Genomic DNA, 25,201 nt, shown 5'->3' on the forward strand with positions numbered 1-25,201 from the left:
CGCGCTGCCGGCATCCTCTAGCACAGAACATCAGGGGGCGCAAAATGGCAATCCGTTGAATTCCGCATGGGCACCGGGCCGCACCCCGGCGGGGTGGCGCAACCGGGCCGCCGCGACTGTCACTCGGCGGCAATGGCCACGGCGGCGTTGTGCAGGACATAGCCTGCGACGCCGGCACCGGGCAGGCGATCTTCCAGTTCGGGGCTGCACCGCTCCCAGGTCCAGGCGGTGGGATCGGCGAACAGCGCCCGCAGCAGGCGGTTGGTCATCGCATGGCCGGCGCGGTGGCCGGTATAGCGCGCCAGCAGCGGCGCGCCCGCCAGCGCCAGATCGCCGGTGGCGTCCAGCATCTTGTGGCGCACGGCCTCGTCGGCATGGCGCAGCCCGCCGGGGGTCAGGATCCGCCCGCCATCGACCACGACCGCGTTCAGATAGGTGCCGCCCAAGGCCAGGCCGTTGCGGCGCATCGTGTCGACATCCGAGGCGCGGCAGAAGGTGCGGCTGTCGGCCAGTTCGCGCAGGAAGGCGCCATTGGCCATGTCCAGGCGCTTTTCCTGATGCCCGATCGCCGCATCGGTGAAGTCGATCTGAAAGTCGATCTCGAGGTGGTCGGCGGGCGAGAGGCGGGCGAAGGCCTCGCCCTCGCGGACCTCGACGGGACGCAGCACGCGGATGGCACGCAGGGGCGCGGCCTGACGGCGGATGCCCACCTCCAGGATGCCCTGCACGAAGGGCGCGGCCGAGCCGTCCAGGATCGGGATCTCGGGGCCGTCGACCTCGACCAGCGCATTGTGGATGCCGGTGCCGGCCAGGGCCGCCATCACATGCTCGACCGTGGACAGGGTCACGCCCTGCCCGTTGTCCAGCAGCGTGCACAGCTTCGACGGTGTGACATGGTCCCACAGCGCGGGGATCTCGACGGCGGGGGTCAGGTCGGTGCGGCGGAAGACGATGCCATGGCCGGGACGCGCGGGATGCAGGGTCAGCCGGGCGACGGCGCCGGAATGCAGCCCCACGCCCGTGAATGTCACCTTGTCTTTCAGCGTCGCCTGCATGATCTGCCTGCCTTCCGGATTCGTCGTCTTCGGGCCAGGTGCCCGTGTCATTCCAGCTAGGCGCGCCCCGGGCCGCGTTCAATTAACGTTTTGTGACGGGGTGAAACATTCCCCCCTGATCCGGCCGCAACCTGGGGGTGTTTCGACATAAACCATTAGGTTCAAATAAGAAAAGGGCCGCGTGATGCGGCCCTTTGGGTCTGCGGATGTGCCGGCTTCGTGAAGCGGATCAGTTGGCCTGACGACGCAGGAAGGCCGGAATCTCGACATTGTCCTGCGGGCTGTCGGGGCTGGCCAGGTCGTCGAAATCGGTGTCCTGCTGGCGGGCACGGACGGCGACCCGCTCGTTCACGCGCTCGGCGATCGACGAGGACGAGGGCTTCTGGCCACCCTGGTCGGACCCGTGACCGGCCATGCGCTCCAGCATCCGGCCCAGACCGCTCATGCGGCTGTTGGGGGCGGGCGCGGGTTGCGCGGGCTGGGGCTGGGGCTGGGCTGCGGCGCGGCCGTGATTGTCCACGGCGCGGCGCAGGCGGTCCATGACCTCGGGCGCGGGCTGGCCGGGACGGCTTCCGCCGGGCGCACGGGGGGCCACGAAGGCCGAGGCGTCATCCTCGATCCGCACGGCCGGCGTCTGGCGGGCATTGTCGCGGGGCTGGTAGGCCGGCTGCGGCATGTCCTCTTCGGCGCGGCTGTCGGCCCGCAGCGGCGCATCGGCCTGAGCCGAGGGCGCGACGACGCGGCGCGGCGGGATCTGCGGCTCGTCCTGCTGCGCGGCCTGGCCGACCGAGGGGTTCTGCGTCAGCGGCGCGGCCATGCTGCGGCGAGGCGAGGGCGTTTCAGCCACGGCCACGGCGGCATCGATGCCGGTGGCGACGACCGAGACGCGGATCGCGCCGTCCATGTCCGGGTCCAGCGTCGAGCCGACGATGATGTTGGCATCGCTGTCCACCTTGTCGCGGATGACATTGGCAGCCTCGTCCAGCTCGAACAGGGTCATGTCATAGCCGCCGGTGATGTTGATCAGCACGCCGCGGGCGCCGTTCAGGCTGATCTCGTCCAGCAGCGGGTTGGCGATGGCGCGTTCGGCAGCTTCCTGAGCGCGGTTCTCGCCCGAGGCCTCGCCGGTGCCCATCATCGCCTTGCCCATCTCGTCCATCACCGCGCGCACGTCGGCAAAGTCGAGGTTGATCAGGCCCGGGCGGACCATCAGGTCGGTCACGCCCTTCACGCCCTGGTACAGCACATCGTCGGCCATCGCGAAGGCGTCGGTGAAGGTGGTCTTTTCGTTCGCCAGACGGAAGAGGTTCTGGTTCGGAATGATGATCAGCGTGTCCACGACCTTCTGCAGGGCCTCGACGCCCTCCTCGGCCTGGCGCATCCGCTTGGTGCCCTCGAACTGGAAGGGCTTGGTCACGACGCCGACGGTCAGGATGCCCATCTCGCGGGCGGCCTGGGCGATGATCGGGGCCGCACCGGTGCCGGTGCCGCCGCCCATGCCGGCGGTAATGAAGCACATATGCGCGCCCATCAGGTGATCGACGATGTCCTCGATCGTCTCTTCGGCGGCCTTGGCGCCGATGGTCGGCTTGGCGCCGGCACCCAGACCTTCGGTGACCTTTGGGCCCATCTGGATGCGGCTGGTCGCGCGGCTCTGCTGCAGCGCCTGCGCGTCGGTGTTGGCGACGACGAACTCGACACCGTCAAGCTGCTTCTGAATCATGTTGTTGACGGCGTTACCGCCCGCGCCCCCGACACCGAACACGGTGATGCGCGGCTTCAGTTCTTCTTCGTCATTCATCATCAGATTGAGGTTCATCTTGTCCGCCTGTTTTCGCTGCCTGGCTGTCGGGCGCGAGTTTTCCGCTCGAATCCCTTTTATTTAACCCTGATCGTATCCATTCGGGCCAGTTGCGTCACCCGAAAAAAGGGAAACTGCCGCAAAATCTGGCCTGCCTGCACGTGGCTATCGGCGGTATCTTGCCAAGTGCCCAGAATGTGGTGGCGAGTGCCCCACAGACCCCTATTCCGCGTGTCCCGTCGCCTACCAGTTGTTCTTGAACCAGCGATAGGCCCTGCGCAGGCTGCGCGCCGGATAGCGGTCGGCGAGCATTTCGAAGTCCCACCACTCGTCCTGCGGATGTGCGGCAAACAGCGCCAGCCCCACCGCGCTGGAGAAGCTGGGATCGGTCAGCTGATGGGCCAGACCGTCGATGCGCAGGGGCCGCCCGCAGCGCACGTTCGGCCCCAGGATGCGGGTCGCCAGACCGTCCAGACCGGGGATCTGGCTGCCGCCGCCGGTCAGCACGATCTGCTGGCTGGGCATGCAGTCGAAGCCCGCCGCGTCCAGCACCTCGCGGACATGTTCCAGGATCTCCTCGACCCGGGGGCGCATGACGCCGATCACGTCGGCGCGGCTGACCTGGCGGCGGTCGGCCTCCCAATCGCCGGTCTCGCCGCCCACGTCGATCATGTCGCGGTCGTCGCGGCCCGTCGCCTCGACGCCGCCGTTCAGGGTCTTCAGCCGCTCGGCCAGCGGCAGGTTCACCCGCAGCCCCTGCGCGATGTCCTGGGTGATCAGATTGCCGCCGATGGGCACGTGATCGGAAAAGATCATGTGCTTCTTGATGAAGATCGACACGCCTGTGCCGCCGCCACCGAAATCGATGCAGGCCGAGCCCAGCTCCTGCTCGTCCTCGACCAGGCTGGCGCGGGCCGAGGCATAGGGCGCCGAGGCGATGCCCGCCAGCTCCAGATCGCAGCGGCGGATGCATTGCACCAGGTTGCCGATCACGTCGCCATCCACGGTCAGCACATGCATGTCGCAGAACAGCTTGTTGCCCAGATGGTCGCGCGGATCGGCCAGGTTGCTGCGGTTGTCGACGGCAAAGTTCACCGGCTGCGCGTGCAGGACCTCGCGCCCGCGCCCGAAATCGGGCGGATCGCAGGCGGCCAGCGCCTGCGCGACGTCCTGATCGCCGACCTTGCCCGAAGCCAAGGTGATCTCTCCGGCCAGCCCGTAGGAGGAGGGGCGCCCGCCCGACAGGCAGGCGATGACGTGATCGACGCGCACCCCCGCGACCTTCTGCGCGGCGGCGACGACGGTGCGGATGGCGCGCTCGGTCTCGGCCATGGTCTCGATCTCGCCGCGCCGCATGCCGCGCGAGCGGGTCGAGGCGGCGCCGATGACGCGGAAGTTCACCTGCCCCGCCATCGGGCCCACGCCATCGGTTTCCCGGAAGGTGCCGGTCCCGTCAAAGCGCAGCACGAGGCAGGCGATCTTCGAGGTGCCGATGTCCAGGATGCCGATGACGCCCCGCTGCAGGGCGGCCCCGCGCATGTTCCGCATCGCGCGTTGGGTCTGATACAGATCTGCCATTCGCCGTTCCCTCATCTGATCAGCCTTCGGTCTCTTCGGGCAGTACCGTGCCATCCGGCGCCAGCAGCGGCAGGCCGCGTGCGGTGCGCACCGTGTTGCGCGCATCGATGCCAAGGCGCAGCACCGGGCGCTGCGGATCGCGCAGATCGACGGTGACGATGTCACGGCCCAGCATGTCCTCGGCCCGGTCCAGCGCGATGGCGGCCTCCAGCGCGATCACCGCGCCGGTCTCGGGCAGCAGGATGCGCTGGCCGTGATCCAGCACCAGATCCCACCGCCGCTCGCCGCGCCGCACCAGCCCGCGCACGCGGGGCAGGATCGGCCCCGCCGCGTCGAACAGTGCCAGCGCCTCGACGGTGGCCAGATCGGCGCCCTCGCCCGAGATCATCGGCAGTTCCGGACGCACCTCGCGCGAGGTGACGCTAGCGACCCGGTGGCCGCCCGCATCCAGCATGTCGATGCCGCGCGCATGGCGCCACAGGATCGCGGGATCGCGCTCCTTGACCACTGCCGACAGGACGCCGCCGGGCTTGACGCGCAGGTCGATCGTCTCGATCGCGTCCAGCTGCATCACCTGAAGCCGCAGCGCCGCCAGGTCGATGTCGAAGCTGGAGGCCGGCAGGTCCACCGGCAGCATGGCCCGCAGCGCGCGGTCCACGACCGGCGAGGCGCCCTCGATCGTCATTACCCGGACCTGGAATTCGTCGCGGCTCTGCACCTTGGTCACGACCGAGGTGACGTTGTCGGTCAGCATCGCACGGCGATCCTCGTCGGCCAGCCACAGCCCGCCCACCAGCGCGAGCAGGAAGGCGGGCACGCCCACCCGCAGCACCCGGCGGTAGAGGGGCTTCAGCCACATCCGTTCCAGCCGGTATTTCAGGCGCGAGGGAGCGGGATCGCGCTTCTGGCGGGGGCCGGGCGGGGTCACCTGCTTGCCGGGGCGGTGGTCGATCACGATCGGCACAGCGCGTCCTCCACCATCCAGGACATCAGCGCGGGGAAATCGATCCCGGCATGGGCGGCCTGTTCGGGGGCGAGGCTGGTGGGGGTCATGCCGGGCTGGGTGTTCACCTCCAGGATGATCAGCCCCGCCAGCCCGCGGTCCTCGTCCCACCGGAAATCGGTGCGCGTCAGGCCGGTGCAGCCAAGCGCCCGATGCGCGCGAAGCGCCATGTCCAGACAGGCGTCGCGGATCTCGGACGGAATCTCGGCGGGGATCACGTGGCGCGAGCCGCCGACCGTGTATTTGGCGGCGTAGTCGTACCAGCCCGTCGTCTGGATCTCGGTCACGTCCAGCGCGCGGTCGCCCATGACCGTGGTGGTCAGCTCGCGCCCCGGGGCATAGGTTTCCACCATCACCCGCGCGGGCATGTCGGGGGCCAGATCGGGGGGCTGGTTGGCGCCGTCCTGGACGATGTAGACGCCGACCGACGAGCCCTCGTCATTGGGCTTGACCACATAGGGGGGCGGGATCACGTGGCGGCGGCGGACCTCGTCCGCATCGGCGATCACGCTTTCCACCACCGGCAACCCGGCGCTGCGGAAGGCCTGCTTGGCGCGGGTCTTGTCCATCGCCAGGGCCGAGGCCAGCACGCCGGAATGGGTATAGGGCAGGTCCAGCCAGTGCAGCAGGCCCTGCACGCAGCCATCCTCGCCCAAGCGGCCATGCAGCGCGTTGAAGACGACATCGGGGGACGCGTCCGAGAGACGGCGGACGATCTCGTCCCCGCGCTCGGCGCCGAGAACGATTTCCGTCACCTGATATCCCGCCACCCTCAGCGCATCCGCGCATTCGCGCCCCGAGGACATCGACACCTCGCGCTCGGCCGAGGGTCCGCCCATCAGAACGGCGACAGAGTGGGCTGTCCTGCTCGACCTGCCCGCCACGTTTTCGCCTTTCGCGCCCGGTTGATCCGGGCTTCATCTGCTGCGCGCCCCCTTGGACGGGGGCGTCATCTGCGACAAATGATACAGGCAAACCCATGACCGCAAAAGCGCAATTTGGGCGTGTGGGCAAATTCTTGGGCGGGTTGCCGCCGTCTTGCGCAAGGCGGGCGGCGTCAGCCCTCGTCGGGGGCCGGATCGCCGATGCGGATGACCTCCCATTCCAGGTCGTGGCCGCTCTCCTCCAGCACGCGGCGGCGGACCAGCTCGCCCAGGGCCTCCAGCTCGGTGGCGGTGGCGCCGCCGGTGTTCAGCAGGAAATTCGGATGCTTTTCAGACATTTGCGCCCCGCCCCAGCTGTGGCCGCGCAGGCCCGCCCGGTCGATCAGCGACCAGGCCTTCAGCTCGTGCGTGTCGTCCTGCTGCCCGGTCGAGCTGAAGCCCGCCGGGTTGCGGAAGGTCGACCCGGCGCTGCGTTCCCGGGTGGGCTGGCTGGCGTCGCGGCGGGCCAGCTGGTCGGCCATGCGGGCGTGCAGGGCGTCGGGGTCGCCGGGGGCGGCGCGCAGCCTTGCGCGGGTCAGCACCCAATCCGCGGGCAGGCTGGTCTGGCGATAGGCGAAGGCCAGATCCCCGGGCGTCAGGACGGTGATGCGGCCGTCACGGGTGACGGCCTCGGCGTCGATCAGGTGGTCGGCCAGATAGCTGCCATAGCAGCCCGCATTCATGCGCACGGCGCCGCCGATGCTGCCGGGAATCGTGCGCAGGAAGGTCAGGTCCAACCCCGATTCGGCGGCGCGGCGGGCCACCTGCGCATCCAGCGCCGCCGCCCCGACGGTGACGGTTTCTCCATCGATTTCAATGCTGTTGAAGGCCCGGCCAAGGCGGATCACCACGCCCCGGATGCCGCCATCGCGCACGATCAGGTTGCTGCCCACGCCCATCGGAAAGACCGGCACGCCCGGGTCCAGCGCAGCCAGGAAATCGGCCAAATCGGCGGTGTCGGCGGGCTGGAACAGCCAGTCGGCGGGGCCGCCGACCCTTAGCCAGGTGAGGGTGTCCAAGGGACGGTCGGGGGTCAGGCTGCCGCGCGGGCGGGGAAGATCGCTGCTCATGAGGCCGGGTGGTAGCCAGCCGGGCCGCGCCCGTCAACCAAGGGCGCGCAACAGCAGCGCGCGGTGGGGGCGGTGCCGGTGCGATGGGCAGGGCGCCAAGGGGCCAGCGATTGCTGGAAAAAGGGCCTCACCGGGCGTGAACCGGGGCGGCACAGCCCGGGCACAGGGCGTACACAGGTTGCGGGCGGTGGGTTAACGGATGGGCAGGATCCGGCGCATCGGTCGGGGCGGCTGCCGGTCAGATCAGCAGCGTCGCGGTGGCCAGCCCGGCTGCCGTCAGCAGGGCCAGCGCGCTGAGCATTCCGGTCGGACGGCGCCAAGCGATGTGGCGGCGGCGCAGGGCGGCGAGGCCAAGGCCCGCGAGGGTGCCCAGAAGGGCCGGGATGACGGTGAACATCTGCGCGGTGATCGCGGCCAAGTCGTGAAAGCCCCCCTGCCCCCGCGCCGCCAGATAGAGTTGCAGCGCGATCGCGGCCAGCAGGACCGACAGGATCGCCAAGGGCCAATGCATCTGCAGACGCGCGCAGCCCCAGGCGATCAGGCCGGCGCCGGCAAGGCAGGACCCGGCAATGATCCAGGGAATCACGAGTGCCCCTCGGGCCCGCCCGCAAAGGGCGGCGTGCCCGCGCCTTGACCCGGGCCCACCGGCGGTGCGCGGCGGCGGCGGCGCGCGGTGGGTCGGCCCAGCAGGATCAACAAGCCCATGCCCAGCCCCGCCACGCCGATGCCCGGCCCCCAGAGCAGCGTCAGCCAGCCCAGGGCGGGAACCCCGGCCAGGATCAGCGCCCGCGTCGCGCGCAGCTGCCAGCGCGCGGGCAGCTGCGCCACCAGGCAGGCCAGCACCAGCCACAGCACCACCAGCGCCAAGGCCAGCCCGGCATAACGCGGCTGCGTCGCCAGAAAGGTCAGGTCAGGCGGTCGGGTCACGCGGCCTTGCCCTGCAGGCGGCCCGGCAGGCCATTGGCCCAGGCCGAGATGGTGCCGGCGCCGAGGCAGACGACCATGTCGCCCGGACGGGCCTGTTCGCGCACGAGGCGTTCCAGATCGTCCTCGGAGAGGATGGCGCGGGCGTGGCGGTGGCCATGGGCGATCAGCCCGGCCACCAGATCGTCACGCGAGGCACCGGGGATGGGCTCCTCCCCGGCCGAATAGACCTCGGAGATGGCGACCACGTCGGCCTCGTTGAAGCAGGTGCAGAAATCCTCGAAGAGCGAGGAGAGGCGCGAATAGCGGTGCGGCTGGTGGACCGCGATCACCCGGCCCGTGCTGGCCTGGCGCGCGGCCTTGAGGACGGCGGCGATCTCGACCGGGTGATGGCCGTAATCGTCGATGATGGTCACCCCGTCGATGGTGCCCACGCGGGTGAAGCGCCGCCCCACGCCCGCGAACTTGGCCAGCGCCTCGCGGATCTCGGATTTCTTGATGCCCAGATGGCGGGCCACGGCCACGGCGGCGAGGCAGTTCGAGACGTTGTGATCGCCGGGCATCGGCAGGGTGCAGCCCTCGATCATGGGCGTCTCGGCCCCCGTCGCCTCGCCCTGCAGGGCGATGTCGAAATGGGCGACCCCGTCGGCATAGCGCAGGTTCACGGCGCGCACATCGGCCTGCGCGTTGAAGCCGAAGGTCACCACGCGGCGGTCGGTCAGGCGGCCGACCAGCGCCTGCACCTCGGGGTGGTCGGTGCAGCAGACCGCGAGGCCGTAGAAGGGGATCGACGAGGCGAAGTTGGTGAAGGCCTGACGCAGCGCATCGAAGCTGCCCCAGTGTTCCATGTGCTCGGGGTCGATATTGGTGACGATGGCGATGTCGGCGGGCAGACGGTTGAAGCTGCCGTCGGATTCGTCGGCCTCGACCACCATCCATTCGCCCGCGCCGGCCCGCGCGTTCGAGCCATAGGCATGGATGACGCCGCCATTGATGACGGTCGGGTCCAGCCCGCCCGCATCCAGCAGCGTCGCGACCATCGTGGTGGTCGTCGTCTTGCCATGCGTGCCCGCGATGGCGATGTTCGATTTCAGGCGCATCAGCTCGGCCAGCATCTCGGCCCGGCGCACGATGGGCAACCCGCGCAGGCGGGCCTCCTCGAGTTCCGGATTGCCCTTCTTGATGGCGGTCGAGATGACGATGACGCCCGCGCCCTCCACGTTCTCGGGGCGCTGGCCCTCGAAGACGGTGGCGCCCAGGGTTTCCAGCCGGTCGGTGATCTTGGATTTCTTGGAATCGCTGCCCTGCACGCGATAGCCGAGGGTCAGCAGCACCTCGGCGATGCCCGACATGCCGATGCCGCCGATTCCCACGAAATGGATGGGGCCCAGCTCTCCGGGCAGTTTGGTGGCGGCATTCATCGTGAAATCTCCTCGACGAGGTCATAGAGGCGCTGCGCCGCGTCGGGGCGCGCCAGGGTCAGGGCCGCCTGCGCCATGGCCGTGGCCTGCGCGGGGTCGGTCAGGATCGCGCGGATGTCGCGCGTGAGGCTTTCGGCGTCAAGGACGGATTCGGGATGGACATGGGCCGCCCCCGCCTCGGCCAGGGCCTGCGCATTGGCGGTCTGGTGATCGCCGGTGGCGGCGGCGAAGGGGATCAGGATCGCGGGGCGGCCGATCACGGTGATGTCGGCCAGAGACGAGGCGCCCGAGCGGCTGACGACCAGATGGGCCTGGGCCAGGCGGTCGGGCACGTCGGTGAAGAAGGGCTGCACCTCGGCGGTGATGCCGGCCTGGGCATAGGCCGCGGTGACGCGGTCGGCATCCTCGGCCCGGGCCTGATGGCTGACGCGCAGGCGGGGGCGCAGGTCGTCGGGCAGGGCCGCGACAGCGGCGGGCACGATGTCCGAGAGCACCCGCGCGCCCTGGCTGCCGCCGATGACCAGCAGGTTCAGCGGCCCGTCCGGGGTCGGCGCGGCATAGGGGGCGGCGGCGCGGTCCAGGACCGAATTGCGGACCGGATTGCCGACATGGGTGCCGGTGATGCCCGGCGGCAGGTCGGTGGGCCAGGTGCCGCAGGCGATGCGGTGGACGCGGGGCGCAAAGAGGCGGTTCACCCGCCCCATCACGCCGTTCTGTTCGTGGATCAGGCGCGGCAGCCCCATCAGCCGCGCTGCCGAGAGGGCCGGGATGGTGGGATAGCCGCCGAAGCCGATCACCACCGAGGGGCGGTCGCGGCGGAAGGCGGCGCGGGCGGCCAGGACCCCGGCGGCGATGCGGAAGGGGGCGGCCAGCTTGCCCGCCAGCCCGCCCCGCGCGGTGGTGGCGGAACTGACCACCTGCCGGGCCACGGCCTCGGGGAAGCCGCCCGCATAGCGCGCGCCCCGGTCGTCGGTGGACAGCTTGACGCGCCAGCCGCGGTCCAGCAGCAGCTCGGCCAGGGCCTGGGCGGGGAACATGTGGCCGCCGGTGCCTCCGGCGGCGATCAGCGCCAGCGGCGCGCGCGCAGGGACCGACATCAGCGGCCCCGGCGCAGGATTTCGGCGAACTCGCCCCGCGGCCGCGTGCGGGTCAGCGCCAGGAGCATCCCCACCGCGATGCCCGAGGCGATGACCGACGAGCCGCCATAGCTGACGAAGGGCAGCGTCATGCCCTTGGCCGGCAGCAGCCGCACCGCCACGCCCATGTTGATCAGCGCCTGCACGCCGAACGCGCAGGCCAGGCCCGTGCCCGCGATCCGCGCGAAGGGGTCGCGCTCGCGCACCAGCCGCAGAAGCGAGCGCATCACGATGGTCAGGTAGAGAAGGATGATCGTCAGCACCATGACGAAGCCGTATTCCTCGGCCGCGACGGCGATGATGAAGTCGGTATGCGCATCGGGCAGCGACCATTTCACCTGCCCCTCGCCCACGCCCACGCCGAAGAAGCGGCCCTCCTGGATGGCGTTGGTGGCGAAGTAGATCTGGGTGTTGGCGTCGATCTCGGACGACAGGAAGCTGTTGATGCGGCGGGCGAAGTGTTCCGAGGCGTTATAGGCGAAGAGGCCGCCCAGACCCGCCAAGCCCGCCACGCCCACCATCAGGATCACCGGCGATCCGGCGACGAAATACATCACCAGCCAGGAGAACAGCACCAGCGAGGCCTGCCCGAAATCGGGCTGCAGCGCCAAGAGCACCACGATGACCATCGCCGCGATGAAGGAATAGAGCTTGCCCGGCGGCCCGCCCACCTCTTGCGACGAGGCCATGAACCACGCGCAGAGCGCCACGAAGCCGGGCTTGAGGAACTCGGAGGGTTGCAGCGAGACGAAGCCCAGGGACAGCCAGCGCGTCGCCCCCTTGCCGAAATCGGTCCCGACCACCGGCAGCGCCAGCAGCAGAAGGAACGAGATCGCGAATCCCAGCACCCCGATGCGGCGGATCTGGCGCGGCGGCAGCATCGAGATGATCAGCATCACCAGAAGGCCCAGGCCCCCGAACACCGCCTGACGCTGGACATAGTAGAATCGCGGCAGGTTGTTCTTTTCCGCCAGCGGAACCGAGGCGGCCAGCCCCAGCAGAAGCCCGATGGCGAACAGCCCCAGCACGCAGGCCAGGGCCCATTTGTCCAGGGTCCGCCACCAGCGGGGAAGAATCGGGTCGCCTGCGCGCACGGGCGCGGCACCGAACACCATCTCGGTCATGGGAATACCGCCGTCACTGCCTCTGATCCTGTCCGGTTTTCCCGGATCTGTGGCCAGAATAGCGCGATTGCGGCCTTGGCGCTATGCCTAATCCCGGTGCAGAGGGGGCATCGTCATTTTGTGAGACCGGCCTTGTCAGAACGGCCGGCGCGCCCCGCCTCAGCCCAGGGCGGCGAGCGCCGGGAAGGTCTCCAGCAGCCAGAAGCTGAAGGCCGAGAAGGCGCCGGTGATCAGCATGACGCCGACGATGACCAGAAGCGCGCCCATCGCCCGCTCGATCGTCCTCAGCCAGGGCTTGATGCGGTTCATGAAGCCGATGGCGCGGGTGATGAAGATCGCGGCCAGCAGGAAGGGGATCCCCAGGCCCAGGGCATAGATCGCCAGAAGCGCGGTGCCCCGCGACAGCTCGCCCCCGGTGGCGGCCAGCGACAGGATCATGCCCAGCTGCGGGCCGATGCAGGGCGTCCAGCCGAAGGCGAAGGCCAGGCCCAGCACATAGGCGCCGAAGGCCCCGCCGCCCTGCTGCCCGGCCTCCAGCCGCGCCTCGTGATCGAGGAAGGGGATGCGGATGACATGCAGGAAATGCAGGCCCATGATGATGACCATGCCCCCCGCGACCCGCGCCAGCACGTCCTGATATTGCAGGAAGGCCCGCCCGAAGGCCGAGGCGGCGACCCCCATGACCAGGAACACCGTCGAGAGGCCCATGACGAAGAACAAGGCCGGCAGGACCGCGCTGCGCTCGCCGGTCTTCAGCCCGTTCACGCCCACTCCGGTCATGTAGGCCAGATAGGGCGGCACGATCGGCAGCACGCAGGGCGACAGAAACGACAGAAGCCCCGCCAGCAGCGCCACGAAGGCGGCGGGCAGAAAGGCGGCGGTGGCAAGCTCGATTCCCAACATGGGGGGCACCTTATCCGCTGGCGCCGCAAAGGACAGGGGCCAAACCGTCACGCCTTCGTGGGAAGGAAGGCGCGCGCGCGGGCCGGGCGGCGCCATCGCGGCGATGAAAAAGGGCGCGGTGTTGCCACCGCGCCCGTCGTCACCGGGCCGAAGGGGCCCGGGTCATCAGGATGGGCCTCAGCTGCCCGACCACCAGCCGCGGCGCTTGGATTGCGGCGCGCTGTCTTGCGTGGCGGGCTGCGGCTGGTTGGCCGCCGCCGGAGGGGCGGCGGGTGCCGGGGCCGGGACCGGCGCCGGGGCGACGGCATAGCGGGTGTCGTCCTCCTCGGCGGGCTCGGGCTGGGCATCCGCCGGGGCGGCGGCGCTTTCGACCAGGGCTTCGGCAACCGCCTCGGCCTCGGGGACACCCGCCTGCGACAGGCCGGTCGAGACCGGGATCACCGGCGCGTCCGGGCTGCCGAAGGGCGCTGCCGGAGCGCTGTCGGCCTGGGCCGCGCTGCGCATCTGGCTGGCCTCGGGGTCCGAGACCGGAGCGGCACCCAGATCGGGCAGCGCCTCGGCCCGGCCATCGGGGCTGTCGGCCAGATCGGCGACCTCGGGCATCGGCTCGGCCTCGACCGACCTGCGCGACCGGCCACGGCCCCGCGAGCGGGTGCGGGTGCGGCCGTTCCCGGCGGGCTCGGCCTCGGATGCGGCCTCGGCGTCCTCTGCGGGGGCAGCGTCGGAGATCGCGGCCTCCGTGGGCTGGACGGCCTCGGGTGCGCTGCGCTCGTCGTCGCGGTCGTCGCGGTCCTGACGGCCACCGCGACGGCGGCTGCGGCCCGAGCGGGTCGGCGCAGCGCTGTCCTCGGCCTCGACCTCGGGCGCGCCGGTGGCGTCCTGGGTGTCGTCTTCGTCCTCGTCATCGTCCTGATCGTCGCCCGAGCGGGCGGTCTGGCCGTCCTGATCGGGGCGGTCGCCGGGCTTGCGGCGACGACGGCGGCGACGGCGGCGTCCGCGACCCTCGCCCTCTGCGTCGCCCTCGGCGTCGGAGGCGCGCGGCTCGGCCTCGGCCTCGGCGCGGGCGGGCTCAGTGCGGGCCGGGGCGGCCTCGGCGGCGGGCGCCTCGGTGCGGGGCTCGTCGGCCTGCTCGATCTCGTCCAGATCCTCCTCGTCGTCGATGCTGGCCATCAGGTCGGCATTGACGCCCAGGGGCACCTTGGAGGGTTCGGGCAGCACGCGGGTGGCGGTCTTGAACTTCTCGATGGCGTAGTCGGGCGAGACCAGCAACGGATCGGCCTCGACCCGCACGGACATGCCGTAGCGCGCTTCGATATTCGCCACATGCTCGCGCTTGCCGTTCATCAGGAAGTTGGCCACCGCGATCGGCGCCTTGACCAGGACCTCGCGCGAGCGCTTGCGCGTGCCCTCGTCCTCTATGGCGCGCAGGATGGTCAGGGCCAGGCTGTCATCGCTGCGGATGAGGCCGGTGCCGTGGCAATGCGCACAGGGCTGGGTCGTGGATTCCAGCATGCCGGGGCGCAGGCGCTGGCGCGACATCTCCATCAGGCCGAAGCCCGAGATGCGGCCGATCTGGATGCGCGCGCGGTCGGATTTCAGCTTGTCCTTGATGCGCTTTTCCACCGCCGCGTTGTTGCGACGTTCATCCATGTCGATGAAGTCGATGACGATCAGGCCGGCCAGGTCGCGCAGGCGCAATTGGCGGGCGACCTCGTCGGCGGCCTCCAGGTTGGTCTTGAGCGCGGTCTCCTCGATCGAGCCTTCCTTGGTGGCGCGGCCCGAGTTCACGTCGATGGCGACCAGCGCCTCGGTGATGCCGATGACGATGTAGCCGCCCGATTTCAGCTGGACGGTCGGGTTGAACATGCCCGCCAGATAGCTTTCGACCTGGAAGCGCGCAAACAGCGGCATCTGGTCCTGGTAATGCTTCACGCTGTCCGTGTGGGTCGGCATGATCATCTGCATGAAGTCGCGGGCGGCGTGATAGCCGCGCTCGCCCTCGACCAGCACCTCGTCGATGTCCTTGGAGTAGAGATCGCGGATGTTGCGCTTGATCAGGTCGCCTTCCTCGTAGATCGGCGCGGGCGCGATCGAGCGGAAGGTCAGTTCGCGGATCTGTTCCCACAGGCGCAGCAGGTATTCGTAATCGCGGCGGATCTCGGTCCGGGTGCGTTCGCTGCCCGCGGTGCGGATGATCAGGCCGGCGCCCTTCGGCACGTCCAGCTCGCCCGCGATGTCCTTGAGCTTCTTGCGGTCGGCCGCGTTGGTGATCTTGCGGGAAATCCCGCCGCCGCGCGCGGTGTTCGGCATCAGGACGCAGTAGCGGCCCGGCAGCGACAGGTAGGTGGTCAGCGCGGCGCCCTTGTTGCCGCGTTCCTCCTTGACGACCTGCACCAGCATGATCTGGCGGACCTTCACGACCTCCTGGATCTTGTAGCGGCGGGCGCGGGGCTTTCGGGGGGCGCGGACCTCTTCGGTCACGTCCTCGTCGGCCACCGATTCGATGTCGTCGTCCTTGTCCGAGGCGTCCTGGCCCTCGGCGTCCTGGCCGTCATCGCCCTCCGAGGTCGCCTCGTCCTGCGCCTCGGCACGTTCGGCGCGTTCAGCGCGCGAGTTGCGGCGCGAACGGCCCCGTTCTTCCTCGGCCTCCTGGGCGTCGGCATGGGCGCGGTCCTCGGCCATCAGCGCGTCGCGGTCGGCGGCGGGGATCTGGTAATAGTCGGGATGGATCTCGGCGAAGGCCAGGAATCCGTGGCGGTTTCCGCCGTAGTCGATGAAGGCCGCCTGCAGCGAGGGCTCGACCCGCGTCACCTTGGCGAGGTAGATGTTCCCCGCGATCTGGCGGCGGTTGGCCGTCTCGAAGTCAAACTCCTCGACCTTGGTTCCGTCGACCACGACCACCCGAGTTTCCTCGGCATGGGTGGCGTCGATCAGCATTTTCATTGCCATGTTCTTGTCTTTCGCGCAGCCGGAGGCCGGGCGGCGCCAGTGACGCCCTCCGGACCGGTCTGCGATGGGATGGGGACACGGGCGCGCGACCGGCGACGACGTTCGGACCGGCGGGGCGCATGGCCCGCTTGTCCTGAAGTCTGCCGTCCAAAGCGCGCGTCATCGCGTCTGTTCCTTCGAATGACCCGGTGCCTGAAGGCCGCCGGGCCGCTGTCGGTGTCGCCCCCTGCGCGGTCCCGGAGAACGGTGGCGCGGCATGGGGGCGTGTTTTCCGCGAGACGCCCCCGCTGGCCCGGATCGGGGTCGAAGGTGTCGCGCTGCGAAACTGTCGGCGCGCGGCAACCCCCGATTGCGGAGCCGCCTTGCACATGGCACCAGCATAGAGGGGGGCTTGGGGAAAATTCAATGCCCAAAACGTCTGCTGCCCCGGGACGGGCAATTTCGGGCCGGGCAACGGGGCACGGGAGAGGCGCGACCTGCCTCCGCCGGCACCCTCGGCCTGTCTGCCGCCGGGCGTCAGACGACGGTGCGGGCCGGGATCCGGGGCTGGGCGATCAGCGCGGCCAGCTGCACCAGCCCCTCCTCCAGCACCGCGCGGTCCGGGGCGATCCCCAGGGACAGGCGCACGGCCTGCGCGGGGTCCGGCGACACCGCGAAGGCCTGGGCGGCAACGATGGACACGCCCGCCCGCTCGGCATGATCGGCGAAGGCGCCCGCCCGCCAGGGATCGGGCAGGGACAGCCAGAGGTGGTGCCCCTGGGGATCCGCCGCGATCCGCTGCCCGGCGAAGACCCGGGCGGCCAGCGCCTGGCGCAGGGTGTTCTCGGCCCGGATGGCGGTGGCGATCTGATCGATCACCCCGTCGAGGATCCAGCGGCTGGCCGTGGCCGCCAGAAGCGGCGGGGCCATCAGGATCGTGGCGCGCAGCACCGCGGCCAGTTGCCTCGCCTGCCCGGCATCCGGGGCGACGACATAGGCCACGCGCAGCGCAGGCGTCACGCATTTCGAGAGCGTCGCCAGATGCCAGGTCAGTTCGGGGGCGAGGCTGGCAAAGGCCGGGTGCGGGTCCGCCTGCAGGGCCGAATAGGGATCGTCCTCGAGGATCGCGACCCCGTGGCGGCGCGCGATGGCCGCGATCCGGTGGCGGCGCGCCTCGGAGAGCGTGGCGGTGGTGGGGTTGTCGATGGCCGGGATGACATACAGCGCCTTGGGCGGCGCCTGCCGGCAGAGGCGGTCGAAATCCTCGGGGATCAGCCCGCCCGCATCCATCGCGACGGGGTCGATCGGCACGCCCTGCTGGGCCGCGACCGCCCTGAGGCCCGGATAGGTCAGCGCGCCGGCGGCCAGCCGGTCGCCGGGCGACAGCAGCAGGCGGCCGAGGGCAAAGAGCGCGGATTGCGCGCCGGCGGCCAGCAGGATCCGGTCGGCGGCAATCGGGCCCATCCGGCCCGACAGCCACTGCGCGGCGGCCTGCCGGTCGGCAGGCGCCCCGGCGCTGTCCTGATAATGCAGGCTGAGGCTGCCGCGCGGTCCCGACAGCACCGCCTGCATCGCCTGCGCGAACAGCGTGCGGAAATCCACCGAGTCGGGCTGCGGCGGGATGTTCATGCTGAGATCCAGGATCGGCGGCAGGTTTGCGCCGGTCTGAGCCGCCCCGCCCTGCCCCATATCATCGCGCACGAAGGTCCCCCGCCCGGCCTGCGCGGCGACCAGCCCCCGGCGCCGCGCCTCGTTGAAGGCGCGGGTGACCGTGGTCAGATCGACCTCGAGCGCCTCGGCGATGCTGCGCTGTGCGGGCAGGCGTTCGCCCGGCACCAGGCGTCCGCGCCGGATATCCGCCTCCAGCGCCTCGACGATGCCGAGATATTTCAGGGGGGCCGTCTCGATGACGCGGGGCGTCCACATGCTGGGCCTTCGATCCTGACCGCCAGGGAATGTATGGCCTTGTCTTCATGTCGGGTTCGGCGGGGAAGTTCAACCGGCAGGCGGAGGTTCCGGGACCCTTTTCCTGTCCCTGCTGGGTCGATCCGGCAGGCGCAGCCCCGGTGCATCGGCGGGCTGCGGCATCGCAGCCCGGATTTCCCCTTGAAGTGTATGGCCCATAGCCATACATTGCGCCTCGGACATCCGGGCGTGCCCGCGCAGGCGGTGCGCGGCCCGGCGGTCCCGGCCCTGCGACGACGGGCCGGACCTTTCGGCGGAGGGGCGATCCGCGATCTGCAACAAGGCGGAGCTGGCCATGGCCGACGAGCGTGACACGAAACTGGCCTCGATGCGGGGGTTGATGAATCGCTGCCCCAATTGCGGCGAGGGAAAGATCCTGCAGGGCTATCTGGCCGTGATCCCCGAATGTACCCATTGCGGCGTCGAGTTCAGGCGCTTTCCGGCGGCGGACGGGCCGGCCTTCTTCACCTCGACCATCATGCTGCTGCTGCTGATCCCGCTCTTGGGCTTCACCTGGGTGCTGTTCCGGCCCAGCCCGCTGATGCTGCTGGCCATCGTGGGCGTGGTCACCGCCGTCCTGACGATGATCCTGCTGCGCTTCATCAAGAGCGCCTTCATCGGCTATCTCTGGGCGCATGACGAGCAGGACCGCGGCGCTTAGGGCATCCCCTTCTCCCCGTTGCGCGTGCAACGTCACGCAGGGGTAACGCGATCTTCACCCCGCTGTCGCAGCCTGCCGGTATTCCTGTCAGGGACGGAACGGCGCGGAGGGTGCGGGATGCCGGTGGTGGCGGTGAATGCCGGAGAGGCCCTGCCCGAGACGCTGCGCCACGCCGCGCGCGCCCTGCCCCCGGGCGCCCCCATCGTCGTCATGCTGCACGGCTATCGCTATTCCCCCCGCCTGCCCGCCCATGATCCGCACCGCCATATCCTGTCGCCCGAGGCCGGGCCCGGCGGCGTGTCCTGGCCCGCGGCGCTGGGATTCACCGGCGATCCGGCCGAGGGGCTGGCCGTGGCCTTCGGATGGGAGGCGCGGGGCCGGCTGCGCGCCGCCTATGCGCGGGCAGAGGAGGCGGGGGCGGGACTTGGCGCGCTGATCGGGGATCTGGCGGCGCTGGCGGGGCGTCCGGTCGGGCTGATCGGCCATTCGCTGGGCGCGAGGGTGGCCCTGCAGGCGCTGGCGGCGGCCCCGGCGGGCAGCATCGGCCGCATCGTCGCGCTGAACGCCGCCGAGTTCCAGGACGTGGCGCTGGCGGCGCTGGAGCGGCCCGCCGGGCAGATGGCCGAGATCCTCAACGTCACCGCGCGCGAGAACGACCCCTTCGATTTCGGGCTGGAGATGCTGCTGTCGGCAGGCCGGCGGCGTGCCCTGGGGGCGGGGCTGGCGCAGCCGCGCGCCAATTGGGTGGATCTGCAGATCGACGATGCCGCCACGCTGGACGCTCTGGCGGATCTGGGCTTTCCGACGGCGCGGGGGCGGCGGCTGATGTCGCACTGGACCCCCTATCTGCGCGAGGGGCTGTTCGAGGTCTATCGTGCCGCCCTGTGCCACCCCTGGGCGCTGCACCTGGGGCTGCTGCGCCACCACCTGCCCACGCGCCCGCAGCCGCGCTGGTCGGGACTGCGCGCCCTGCCCCCGGCGCTGCCGGGGCTGCGGGCCTGACGCCCTAGAGGGGCGCGTCGTCATCCTTGGCGGCGGCCTCGGGCAGGGCGTGGTCGCGGTAGAGCCGCGCATTGCCCAGAAGGAAGGCGAACAGCAGGATCGGCAGGCCGAAGGTCTTGAACCAGACCCAGGTGCTGTCGGACATGCTGCGCCAGATCACCTCGTTGGCCAAGGCCAGCACCAGGAAGAACACCGCCATGCGCGCGGTCAGCTTGCGCCAGCCATGGGCGTCCATGGGCAAGGCCTCGCCCAGCACCGCGCCCAGCCAGTTGCGGCGCAGGGCCAGGCTGGCGCCCAGGATGGCCGCGAACAGGACGTAGATGATCGTGGGCTTGAGCTTGAAGAAGCGCGGGTCGTTCAGCCAGATCGACAGCCCGCCGAAGACGGTGACCAGCACCAGCGTCGCCACCTGCATGGGCGACAGCTTGCCGGTCAGGCGCCATTGCACGGCGGTGGCCAGGAACAGCGCCGGGATGAAGGCCAGCGTGGCCAGGATGAAGCCCCCGTAATCGCGGCCCCACATCACCACCGTGTCGTTGCGATACAGCATGAAGACCGCGAAGAACACGATCAGCGGGCCGAATTCCAATGCCGGCTTGACCCAGGGTCTGGTGGTCTGCATGCGTCTGCCTTCCCGTCCGGCCGCCCTGGTCAGGCGGCGAATTCTACGATCACCGCGCCTGCCGCGATCAGCGCCATCAGCACCGCGCGGCGCGCGCCCACCTTTTCGCCCAGGATGACCCAGCCCACAAGGGCCGCGAAGACGGTCGAGGTCTCGCGCAGGACCGCCGCCCGCCCGACCTCGTCCAGCCGGGTGGCCAGCATGATCGATCCGAAGCTCGCAAAGGCCACCAGCGCGCCGATCCCGCCGCGCAGCGCCAGGGGGCCGATCTGGTCGCGCGGCAGGCGGATCAGGCTGCGCGCCATCCAGAGCGGCATGAAGATCGCGTCCAGCACGAAGAACCACGCGAGGAAGGTGAAGGGATCGGCCGCCTGCCGGATGCCCCAGGCATCATAGGTGGTGTAGAGCGCCACCATCGCGCCCGTCGCCACCGCCCAGGCCAGTGCCGGGACCAGGGTGTCGCGCCCGACCTGCAGCTTGCGCAGGCTGTTCACCGCCAGACCGAAGATGCTGCCCACCAGCAGTCCCAGCCCCAGCCACTGGATGGTGTTGAACCGCTCGTCAAAGACCAGCATCGCGGCCAGCACCGCGAACAGAGGCGCCGTGCCGCGCACCACCGGATAGACCACCGTATAGGCGCCGCGCTGATAGGTCAGCGCCTGCGCGACCTTGTAGGCGATGTGGATGATCATCGCGCCCAGCAGGACCGGCCACAGCGCCGGGTCGGGCCATGGCACCAGGAACAGCGCCACCGGCAGCGCCATCAGCCCATAGCTGAGGTCGATGCCGGCCCGGCTGATCCAGGGATCGTGCCGCCCCTTCTGCAACGCCCCGAAGACCGCATGCAGGAAGGCCGCCGACAGCGCCAGAATCGACGCCAGACGCGCACCCTCGGCAGTGCCGGACAGCTGGATGATCAGATCGCCCATCGCCGTCCCATGGCGCAGGCTTGCAGGATGTGCAAGTCCGCGCGCGCCGGACCGGGTTCAGTCCAGACGGATGGCGGCCAGGATCGCGCCGGGCAGATGCTGGGGCGTCAGCATTGTCTGGACCAGCAGGGCGTGGCGGGTGTCCTCGGGGAAGCGGTCATCCTCGACCTGCTGCGCGCGCACGGTCAGGCGCAGGGGCGTCAAGCCGTCCCATCGCGACAGATGCTGCACCTCCAGCACGACATTGCTGTAGATCATCGACTTGCCGCGATTCTCGCCGGCGCGGACCTCGACGGGCCGGTGGGGCGCATAGCGGACCAGCACGACGTCGATGCTGGCGCCCAGATCGGACAGCGGCATCAACTCGATGGCCTCGCCCTGCGCGGTGGGCTCTCGCTGGACGCTGAGCAGTGCGGGCGCCATCAGATGCGCGTCGATCAGCCCCATCAGCTCGGCCGGGCCCGGCGCCACCGCCGTGTCCTGCCCGCCCACGATCATCTGCGGGGTATAGACCGAGCGCTCGCCCGCCGCGCGGGCATAGGCGGACTGCCGCGCGGTGAATTCCGGCTTGGCGAAGCTGTCGGCCCAGCCCAGGTAATCCCAGTAGTCGACATGGAAGGACAGGGCCAGCACCTCGGGCTTGCCGGCCAGCAGGGTCAGCATCGCATCGGCGGGCGGGCAGGACGAGCAGCCCTGCGAGGTGAACAGCTCGACCACCACGGGCAGCGTGGACGAGGGCAGCTGGGCGGTCATCGGCGGCGCGACATCAAGCGCCGAGAAGGTGCCGCCGCCCGCCGATTCCATCAGCGACAGCGCGGTGGGCGATTGCCGCCCGGGATCCGGCGGCGCCAGGATCAGCGGCGCCTCGCCCGGGGATGCGGTGTCGACCGAAGGATCCTGCGCGGAGGCGGAGGGGGGTGCCTCGACGGGTGCCTGCGCTGCCGCCGGGCTGCCCAGCAGCGCCAGGGACGTCAGCCCCGCCACCGCCCATGCGCGCAGGCCGGGCCACATGCCCGCCCCCTGCATCTCCGGTCGCGGCGTCCTGGCCATCCGATGATTCCCGTCCCGCTTCACATCGGCCCTGATAGCGGCTGACGGGCCGAAAGACCAAATCAAGGCTTCGTCACCATGCCCCGGTTCCGGGTCCGTGCCTCTTGAGCAACAGCGCCGGGTATGGTATGCAATCGCATACAATGATGCGGCGCCACCTTGCATGAGCCCCCGCGATGGGGCAACACAAGGCAGACGCTGGACCCATCCATTCTTGCAGACAGGGAGGCCTTGATGCCCATCCAGACCGGAACCGACACCGCCAAGACCCGCCGCACGCTGAGTGCCGGCAGCCAGACGGTCGATTATTTCTCGATTGCCGCCGCCACCGAGGCGGGCCTGGGCGATTTCTCGAAACTGCCGGCCGCGCTGAAGGTCGTGCTGGAGAACATGCTGCGCTTCGAGGATGGCGGGCGGACCGTCAGCACCGACGACGTCAAGGCCTTCGCCCAATGGGCCGCCGATGGCGGTCGCAGCAGCCGCGAGATCGCCTATCGCCCGGCCCGCGTGCTGATGCAGGATTTCACCGGCGTTCCCGCCGTGGTGGACCTGGCCGCGATGCGCGACGGCATCAAGGCGCTTGGCGGCGATCCCCAGCAGATCAACCCGCTGAACCCGGTCGATCTGGTCATCGACCACTCGGTCATGATCGATGAATTCGGCACGCCCCGCGCCTTCCAGCGCAACGTGGAGCTGGAATACGAACGCAACATGGAGCGCTACACCTTCCTGAAATGGGGCCAGAAGGCGTTCAACAACTTCCGCGTGGTCCCGCCCGGCACCGGCATCTGCCATCAGGTGAACCTGGAATACCTGGCCCAGACCGTCTGGACCGACACCGACCAGACCGGCGCAACGGTGGCCTATCCCGACACGCTGGTCGGCACCGACAGCCACACCACCATGGTCAACGGCCTCGCGGTCCTGGGCTGGGGCGTGGGCGGGATCGAGGCCGAGGCCGCGATGCTGGGCCAGCCGATCTCGATGCTGATCCCCGAGGTCGTGGGCTTCAAGGTCACCGGCGCGCTCAGCGAGGGCGTGACCGCCACCGATCTGGTGCTGAAGGTGACGCAGATGCTGCGCGCCCATGGCGTGGTGGGCAAGTTCGTCGAGTTCTACGGCGAGGGTCTTGACCACATGCCGCTGGCCGACCGCGCGACCATCGCCAACATGGCCCCCGAATACGGCGCCACCTGCGGCTTCTTCCCGATCGATGACGAGACCCTGCGCTATCTGCGCCAGACCGGCCGCGAAGAGGACCGCATCGCGCTGGTCGAGGCCTATGCCAAGGAGAACGGCTTCTGGCGGACCGCCGATTATGCACCGGTCTATTCCTCGGTGCTGGAACTGGACCAGAGCACCGTGGTCCCCGCGATCTCGGGGCCCAAGCGCCCGCAGGACCACGTGCCGCTGACCGATGCCGCGCAGGCCTTCAGCGACTACATCAAGGGCGTGCGCCCGGCAGCCTCGGTCCCGGTCGAGGAAAAGGAAGAGATGACCGCCGAGGCCGGATCGCCCGATCCCATCCCCGAGAAGATTCCCGGCGGCAATCACGGCCATCTGAACACCGGTGCGGTGGATGGCGAGGACTACACGCTGCGTGACGGGTCCGTGGTGATCGCCTCGATCACCTCCTGCACCAACACCTCGAACCCCTATGTGCTGATGGCCGCAGGTCTGGTGGCCCGCAAGGCCCGCGCCTTGGGCCTGACCCGCAAGCCCTGGGTCAAGACATCGCTGGCGCCGGGATCGCAGGTCGTGGCCGAATACCTGGAGGCCGCGAACCTGCAGGAGGATCTGGACGCCTTGGGCTTCAACCTTGTCGGTTTCGGCTGCACCACCTGCATCGGCAATTCGGGCCCGCTGCAGTCCGAGATCTCCAAGTCGATCAACGACAACGACCTGGTCGCCGTGTCGGTCCTGTCGGGCAACCGCAACTTCGAGGGGCGCATCTCGCCCGACGTGCGCGCGAACTATCTGGCCAGCCCGCCGCTGGTGGTGGCCTATGCCATCGCGGGCGACATGAACATCGACGTGACCAAGGACCCGCTGGCCCATACCGCCGAGGGCAAGCCGGTGTTCCTCAAGGACATCTGGCCCACGTCGAAGGAGGTCGCCGAACTGGTCGACACCATCGTCACGCGCGAGATGTTCCAGGCCAAGTATGCCGACGTCTTCAAGGGCGACGAGCGCTGGCAGGGCGTCGAGATCACCGACAGCGAGACCTATGACTGGCCGGCCTCCTCGACCTATATCCAGAACCCGCCCTATTTCCAGGGGATGGACAAGACGCCCGGCACGATCAGCGACATCGGCGGCGCCCGCGTGCTGGCGCTTCTGGGCGACATGATCACCACCGACCACATCTCGCCCGCCGGATCGTTCAAGCCGACCACCCCGGCCGGCAAGTACCTGACCGAACGCCAGGTCGCGCCCAAGGATTTCAACAGCTACGGCTCGCGCCGCGGCAACCACGAGATCATGATGCGCGGCACCTTCGCCAATATCCGCATCAAGAACGAGATGCTGGAGGGGGTCGAGGGCGGCTATTCCAAGGACGCGGACGGCAACCAGGCCGCGATCTATGACGCCGCGATGTCCTATGTGGAACAGGACACCCCGCTGGTGATCTTCGGCGGCAAGGAATACGGCGCCGGATCGTCGCGGGACTGGGCCGCCAAGGGCACCAACCTCTTGGGCGTCAAGGCGGTCATCGCCGAAAGCTTCGAGCGCATCCACCGCTCGAACCTGGTCGGCATGGGCGTCATCCCGTTCGAGTTCACCGAGGGCGACACCCGCGCGACGCTGAACCTGACCGGCGACGAGACGGTCAGCATCCAGGGCCTGTCGGGCGCCTTCAAGCCGCTGTCGCAGGTGCCCTGCACGATCACCTATGCCGACGGCACGGAAAAGACGATCCAGCTGAAGGCCCGCGTCGATACCGAGGTCGAGATCGACTACCTCAAGAACGGCGGCGTGCTGCATTACGTGCTGCGCAATCTCGCCGCCGCCTGACGAAGTCGCCCTTGTGACGATGAAAGCCCCCGGCAGGTCGCCGGGGGCTTTTTTTGTCAGGTCGGATCATGGGTATTTTTGCAAAGAAGAA

20 protein-coding genes are annotated in these 25,201 nt (G+C 69.7%); 3 read left to right on the forward strand and 17 right to left on the reverse strand.

Annotated elements, in window-relative coordinates; all coding sequences use genetic code 11:
- Positions 1 to 119: 119 nt before the first annotated feature.
- The 14 genes from lpxC to FA743_RS10750 form a co-directional block, all read right to left on the reverse strand.
- Complete coding sequence (lpxC, locus tag FA743_RS10685) at positions 120 to 1,055, reverse strand: UDP-3-O-acyl-N-acetylglucosamine deacetylase (RefSeq protein ID WP_136886097.1); 936 nt, start codon at positions 1,053 to 1,055, stop codon at positions 120 to 122.
- A gap of 229 nt (positions 1,056 to 1,284) precedes the next feature.
- On the reverse strand, positions 1,285 to 2,874 hold the full coding sequence (gene ftsZ, locus FA743_RS10690) for a cell division protein FtsZ (RefSeq protein ID WP_136886098.1): 1,590 nt from the start codon (positions 2,872 to 2,874) through the stop codon (positions 1,285 to 1,287).
- 225 nt (positions 2,875 to 3,099) lie between these two features.
- Positions 3,100 to 4,434 carry a cell division protein FtsA gene (gene ftsA / locus FA743_RS10695; protein ID WP_136886099.1) on the reverse strand — a complete coding sequence of 445 codons (1,335 nt, stop codon included), beginning with the start codon at positions 4,432 to 4,434 and terminating at the stop codon, positions 3,100 to 3,102.
- A gap of 19 nt (positions 4,435 to 4,453) precedes the next feature.
- Positions 4,454 to 5,398 carry a cell division protein FtsQ/DivIB gene (locus tag FA743_RS10700; RefSeq protein ID WP_246054921.1) on the reverse strand — a complete coding sequence of 315 codons (945 nt, stop codon included), beginning with the start codon at positions 5,396 to 5,398 and terminating at the stop codon, positions 4,454 to 4,456.
- On the reverse strand, positions 5,386 to 6,321 hold the full coding sequence (locus tag FA743_RS10705; RefSeq protein WP_136886100.1) for a D-alanine--D-alanine ligase: 936 nt from the start codon (positions 6,319 to 6,321) through the stop codon (positions 5,386 to 5,388). The genes FA743_RS10700 and FA743_RS10705 overlap by 13 nt, the downstream gene beginning before the upstream one ends.
- Positions 6,322 to 6,494: 173 nt before the next feature.
- Positions 6,495 to 7,430 carry a UDP-N-acetylmuramate dehydrogenase gene (gene murB / locus FA743_RS10710; protein ID WP_136886101.1) on the reverse strand — a complete coding sequence of 312 codons (936 nt, stop codon included), beginning with the start codon at positions 7,428 to 7,430 and terminating at the stop codon, positions 6,495 to 6,497.
- Positions 7,431 to 7,668: 238 nt separating this feature from the next.
- Positions 7,669 to 8,016 carry a hypothetical protein gene (locus FA743_RS10715; RefSeq protein WP_136886102.1) on the reverse strand — a complete coding sequence of 116 codons (348 nt, stop codon included), beginning with the start codon at positions 8,014 to 8,016 and terminating at the stop codon, positions 7,669 to 7,671.
- A complete protein-coding gene (locus FA743_RS10720) occupies positions 8,013 to 8,357 on the reverse strand; it encodes a DUF2484 family protein (protein ID WP_246054922.1) in 345 nt (114 codons plus the stop codon). The genes FA743_RS10715 and FA743_RS10720 overlap by 4 nt, the downstream gene beginning before the upstream one ends.
- Entirely contained in the window at positions 8,354 to 9,775 is a 1,422-nt protein-coding gene (murC, locus tag FA743_RS10725; protein WP_136886103.1) for a UDP-N-acetylmuramate--L-alanine ligase, read from the reverse strand. Before murC ends, FA743_RS10720 begins: the two co-directional genes overlap by 4 nt.
- On the reverse strand, positions 9,772 to 10,872 hold the full coding sequence (murG, locus tag FA743_RS10730; protein ID WP_136886104.1) for an undecaprenyldiphospho-muramoylpentapeptide beta-N-acetylglucosaminyltransferase: 1,101 nt from the start codon (positions 10,870 to 10,872) through the stop codon (positions 9,772 to 9,774). Before murG ends, murC begins: the two co-directional genes overlap by 4 nt.
- Positions 10,872 to 12,035: a putative lipid II flippase FtsW gene (gene ftsW, locus FA743_RS10735; protein ID WP_136886105.1), complete on the reverse strand. Its 1,164-nt coding sequence runs from the start codon at positions 12,033 to 12,035 to the stop codon at positions 10,872 to 10,874. Before ftsW ends, murG begins: the two co-directional genes overlap by 1 nt.
- A gap of 159 nt (positions 12,036 to 12,194) precedes the next feature.
- Entirely contained in the window at positions 12,195 to 12,938 is a 744-nt protein-coding gene (locus tag FA743_RS10740) for a cytochrome c biogenesis CcdA family protein (RefSeq protein ID WP_136886106.1), read from the reverse strand.
- A gap of 177 nt (positions 12,939 to 13,115) precedes the next feature.
- Entirely contained in the window at positions 13,116 to 15,887 is a 2,772-nt protein-coding gene (locus tag FA743_RS10745) for an Rne/Rng family ribonuclease (protein ID WP_136886107.1), read from the reverse strand.
- A 516-nt stretch (positions 15,888 to 16,403) separates the two neighbouring features.
- On the reverse strand, positions 16,404 to 17,792 hold the full coding sequence (locus FA743_RS10750; RefSeq protein ID WP_136886108.1) for an aminotransferase-like domain-containing protein: 1,389 nt from the start codon (positions 17,790 to 17,792) through the stop codon (positions 16,404 to 16,406).
- A 334-nt stretch (positions 17,793 to 18,126) separates the two neighbouring features.
- Between FA743_RS10750 and FA743_RS10755 the strand changes: the two genes are divergently transcribed.
- Together FA743_RS10755 and FA743_RS10760 are read left to right on the forward strand one after the other, a co-directional pair.
- On the forward strand, positions 18,127 to 18,492 hold the full coding sequence (locus FA743_RS10755) for a DUF983 domain-containing protein (RefSeq protein ID WP_136886109.1): 366 nt from the start codon (positions 18,127 to 18,129) through the stop codon (positions 18,490 to 18,492).
- 117 nt (positions 18,493 to 18,609) lie between these two features.
- Positions 18,610 to 19,494 (forward strand): hypothetical protein, encoded by an 885-nt coding sequence (locus FA743_RS10760; RefSeq protein WP_136886110.1) that lies wholly within the window; start codon positions 18,610 to 18,612, stop codon positions 19,492 to 19,494.
- A gap of 4 nt (positions 19,495 to 19,498) precedes the next feature.
- On the opposite strand, the gene FA743_RS10765 is transcribed toward FA743_RS10760, so the two are convergent.
- Genes FA743_RS10765 through FA743_RS10775 form a run of 3 tightly spaced genes read right to left on the reverse strand, consistent with a single transcriptional unit; the run spans position 19,499 to position 22,095 of the window.
- On the reverse strand, positions 19,499 to 20,116 hold the full coding sequence (locus FA743_RS10765) for an inner membrane-spanning protein YciB (RefSeq protein ID WP_136886111.1): 618 nt from the start codon (positions 20,114 to 20,116) through the stop codon (positions 19,499 to 19,501).
- A 29-nt stretch (positions 20,117 to 20,145) separates the two neighbouring features.
- Positions 20,146 to 21,045, reverse strand: a complete 900-nt coding sequence (locus FA743_RS10770; protein WP_136886112.1) for a DMT family transporter — start codon at positions 21,043 to 21,045, stop codon at positions 20,146 to 20,148.
- A 57-nt stretch (positions 21,046 to 21,102) separates the two neighbouring features.
- On the reverse strand, positions 21,103 to 22,095 hold the full coding sequence (locus tag FA743_RS10775; RefSeq protein WP_169308853.1) for a DUF1223 domain-containing protein: 993 nt from the start codon (positions 22,093 to 22,095) through the stop codon (positions 21,103 to 21,105).
- Between the two features lie 234 nt (positions 22,096 to 22,329).
- Here FA743_RS10775 and acnA point away from each other — a divergent pair, with 234 nt between their 5' ends.
- Positions 22,330 to 25,110, forward strand: coding sequence for an aconitate hydratase AcnA (acnA, locus tag FA743_RS10780; RefSeq protein WP_136886114.1), 2,781 nt, complete (start codon positions 22,330 to 22,332; stop codon positions 25,108 to 25,110).
- The last annotated feature ends 91 nt before the right edge of the window (positions 25,111 to 25,201 follow it).

The organism is Paracoccus gahaiensis (assembly GCF_005048225.1).
GTDB lineage: Bacteria > Pseudomonadota > Alphaproteobacteria > Rhodobacterales > Rhodobacteraceae > Paracoccus > Paracoccus gahaiensis.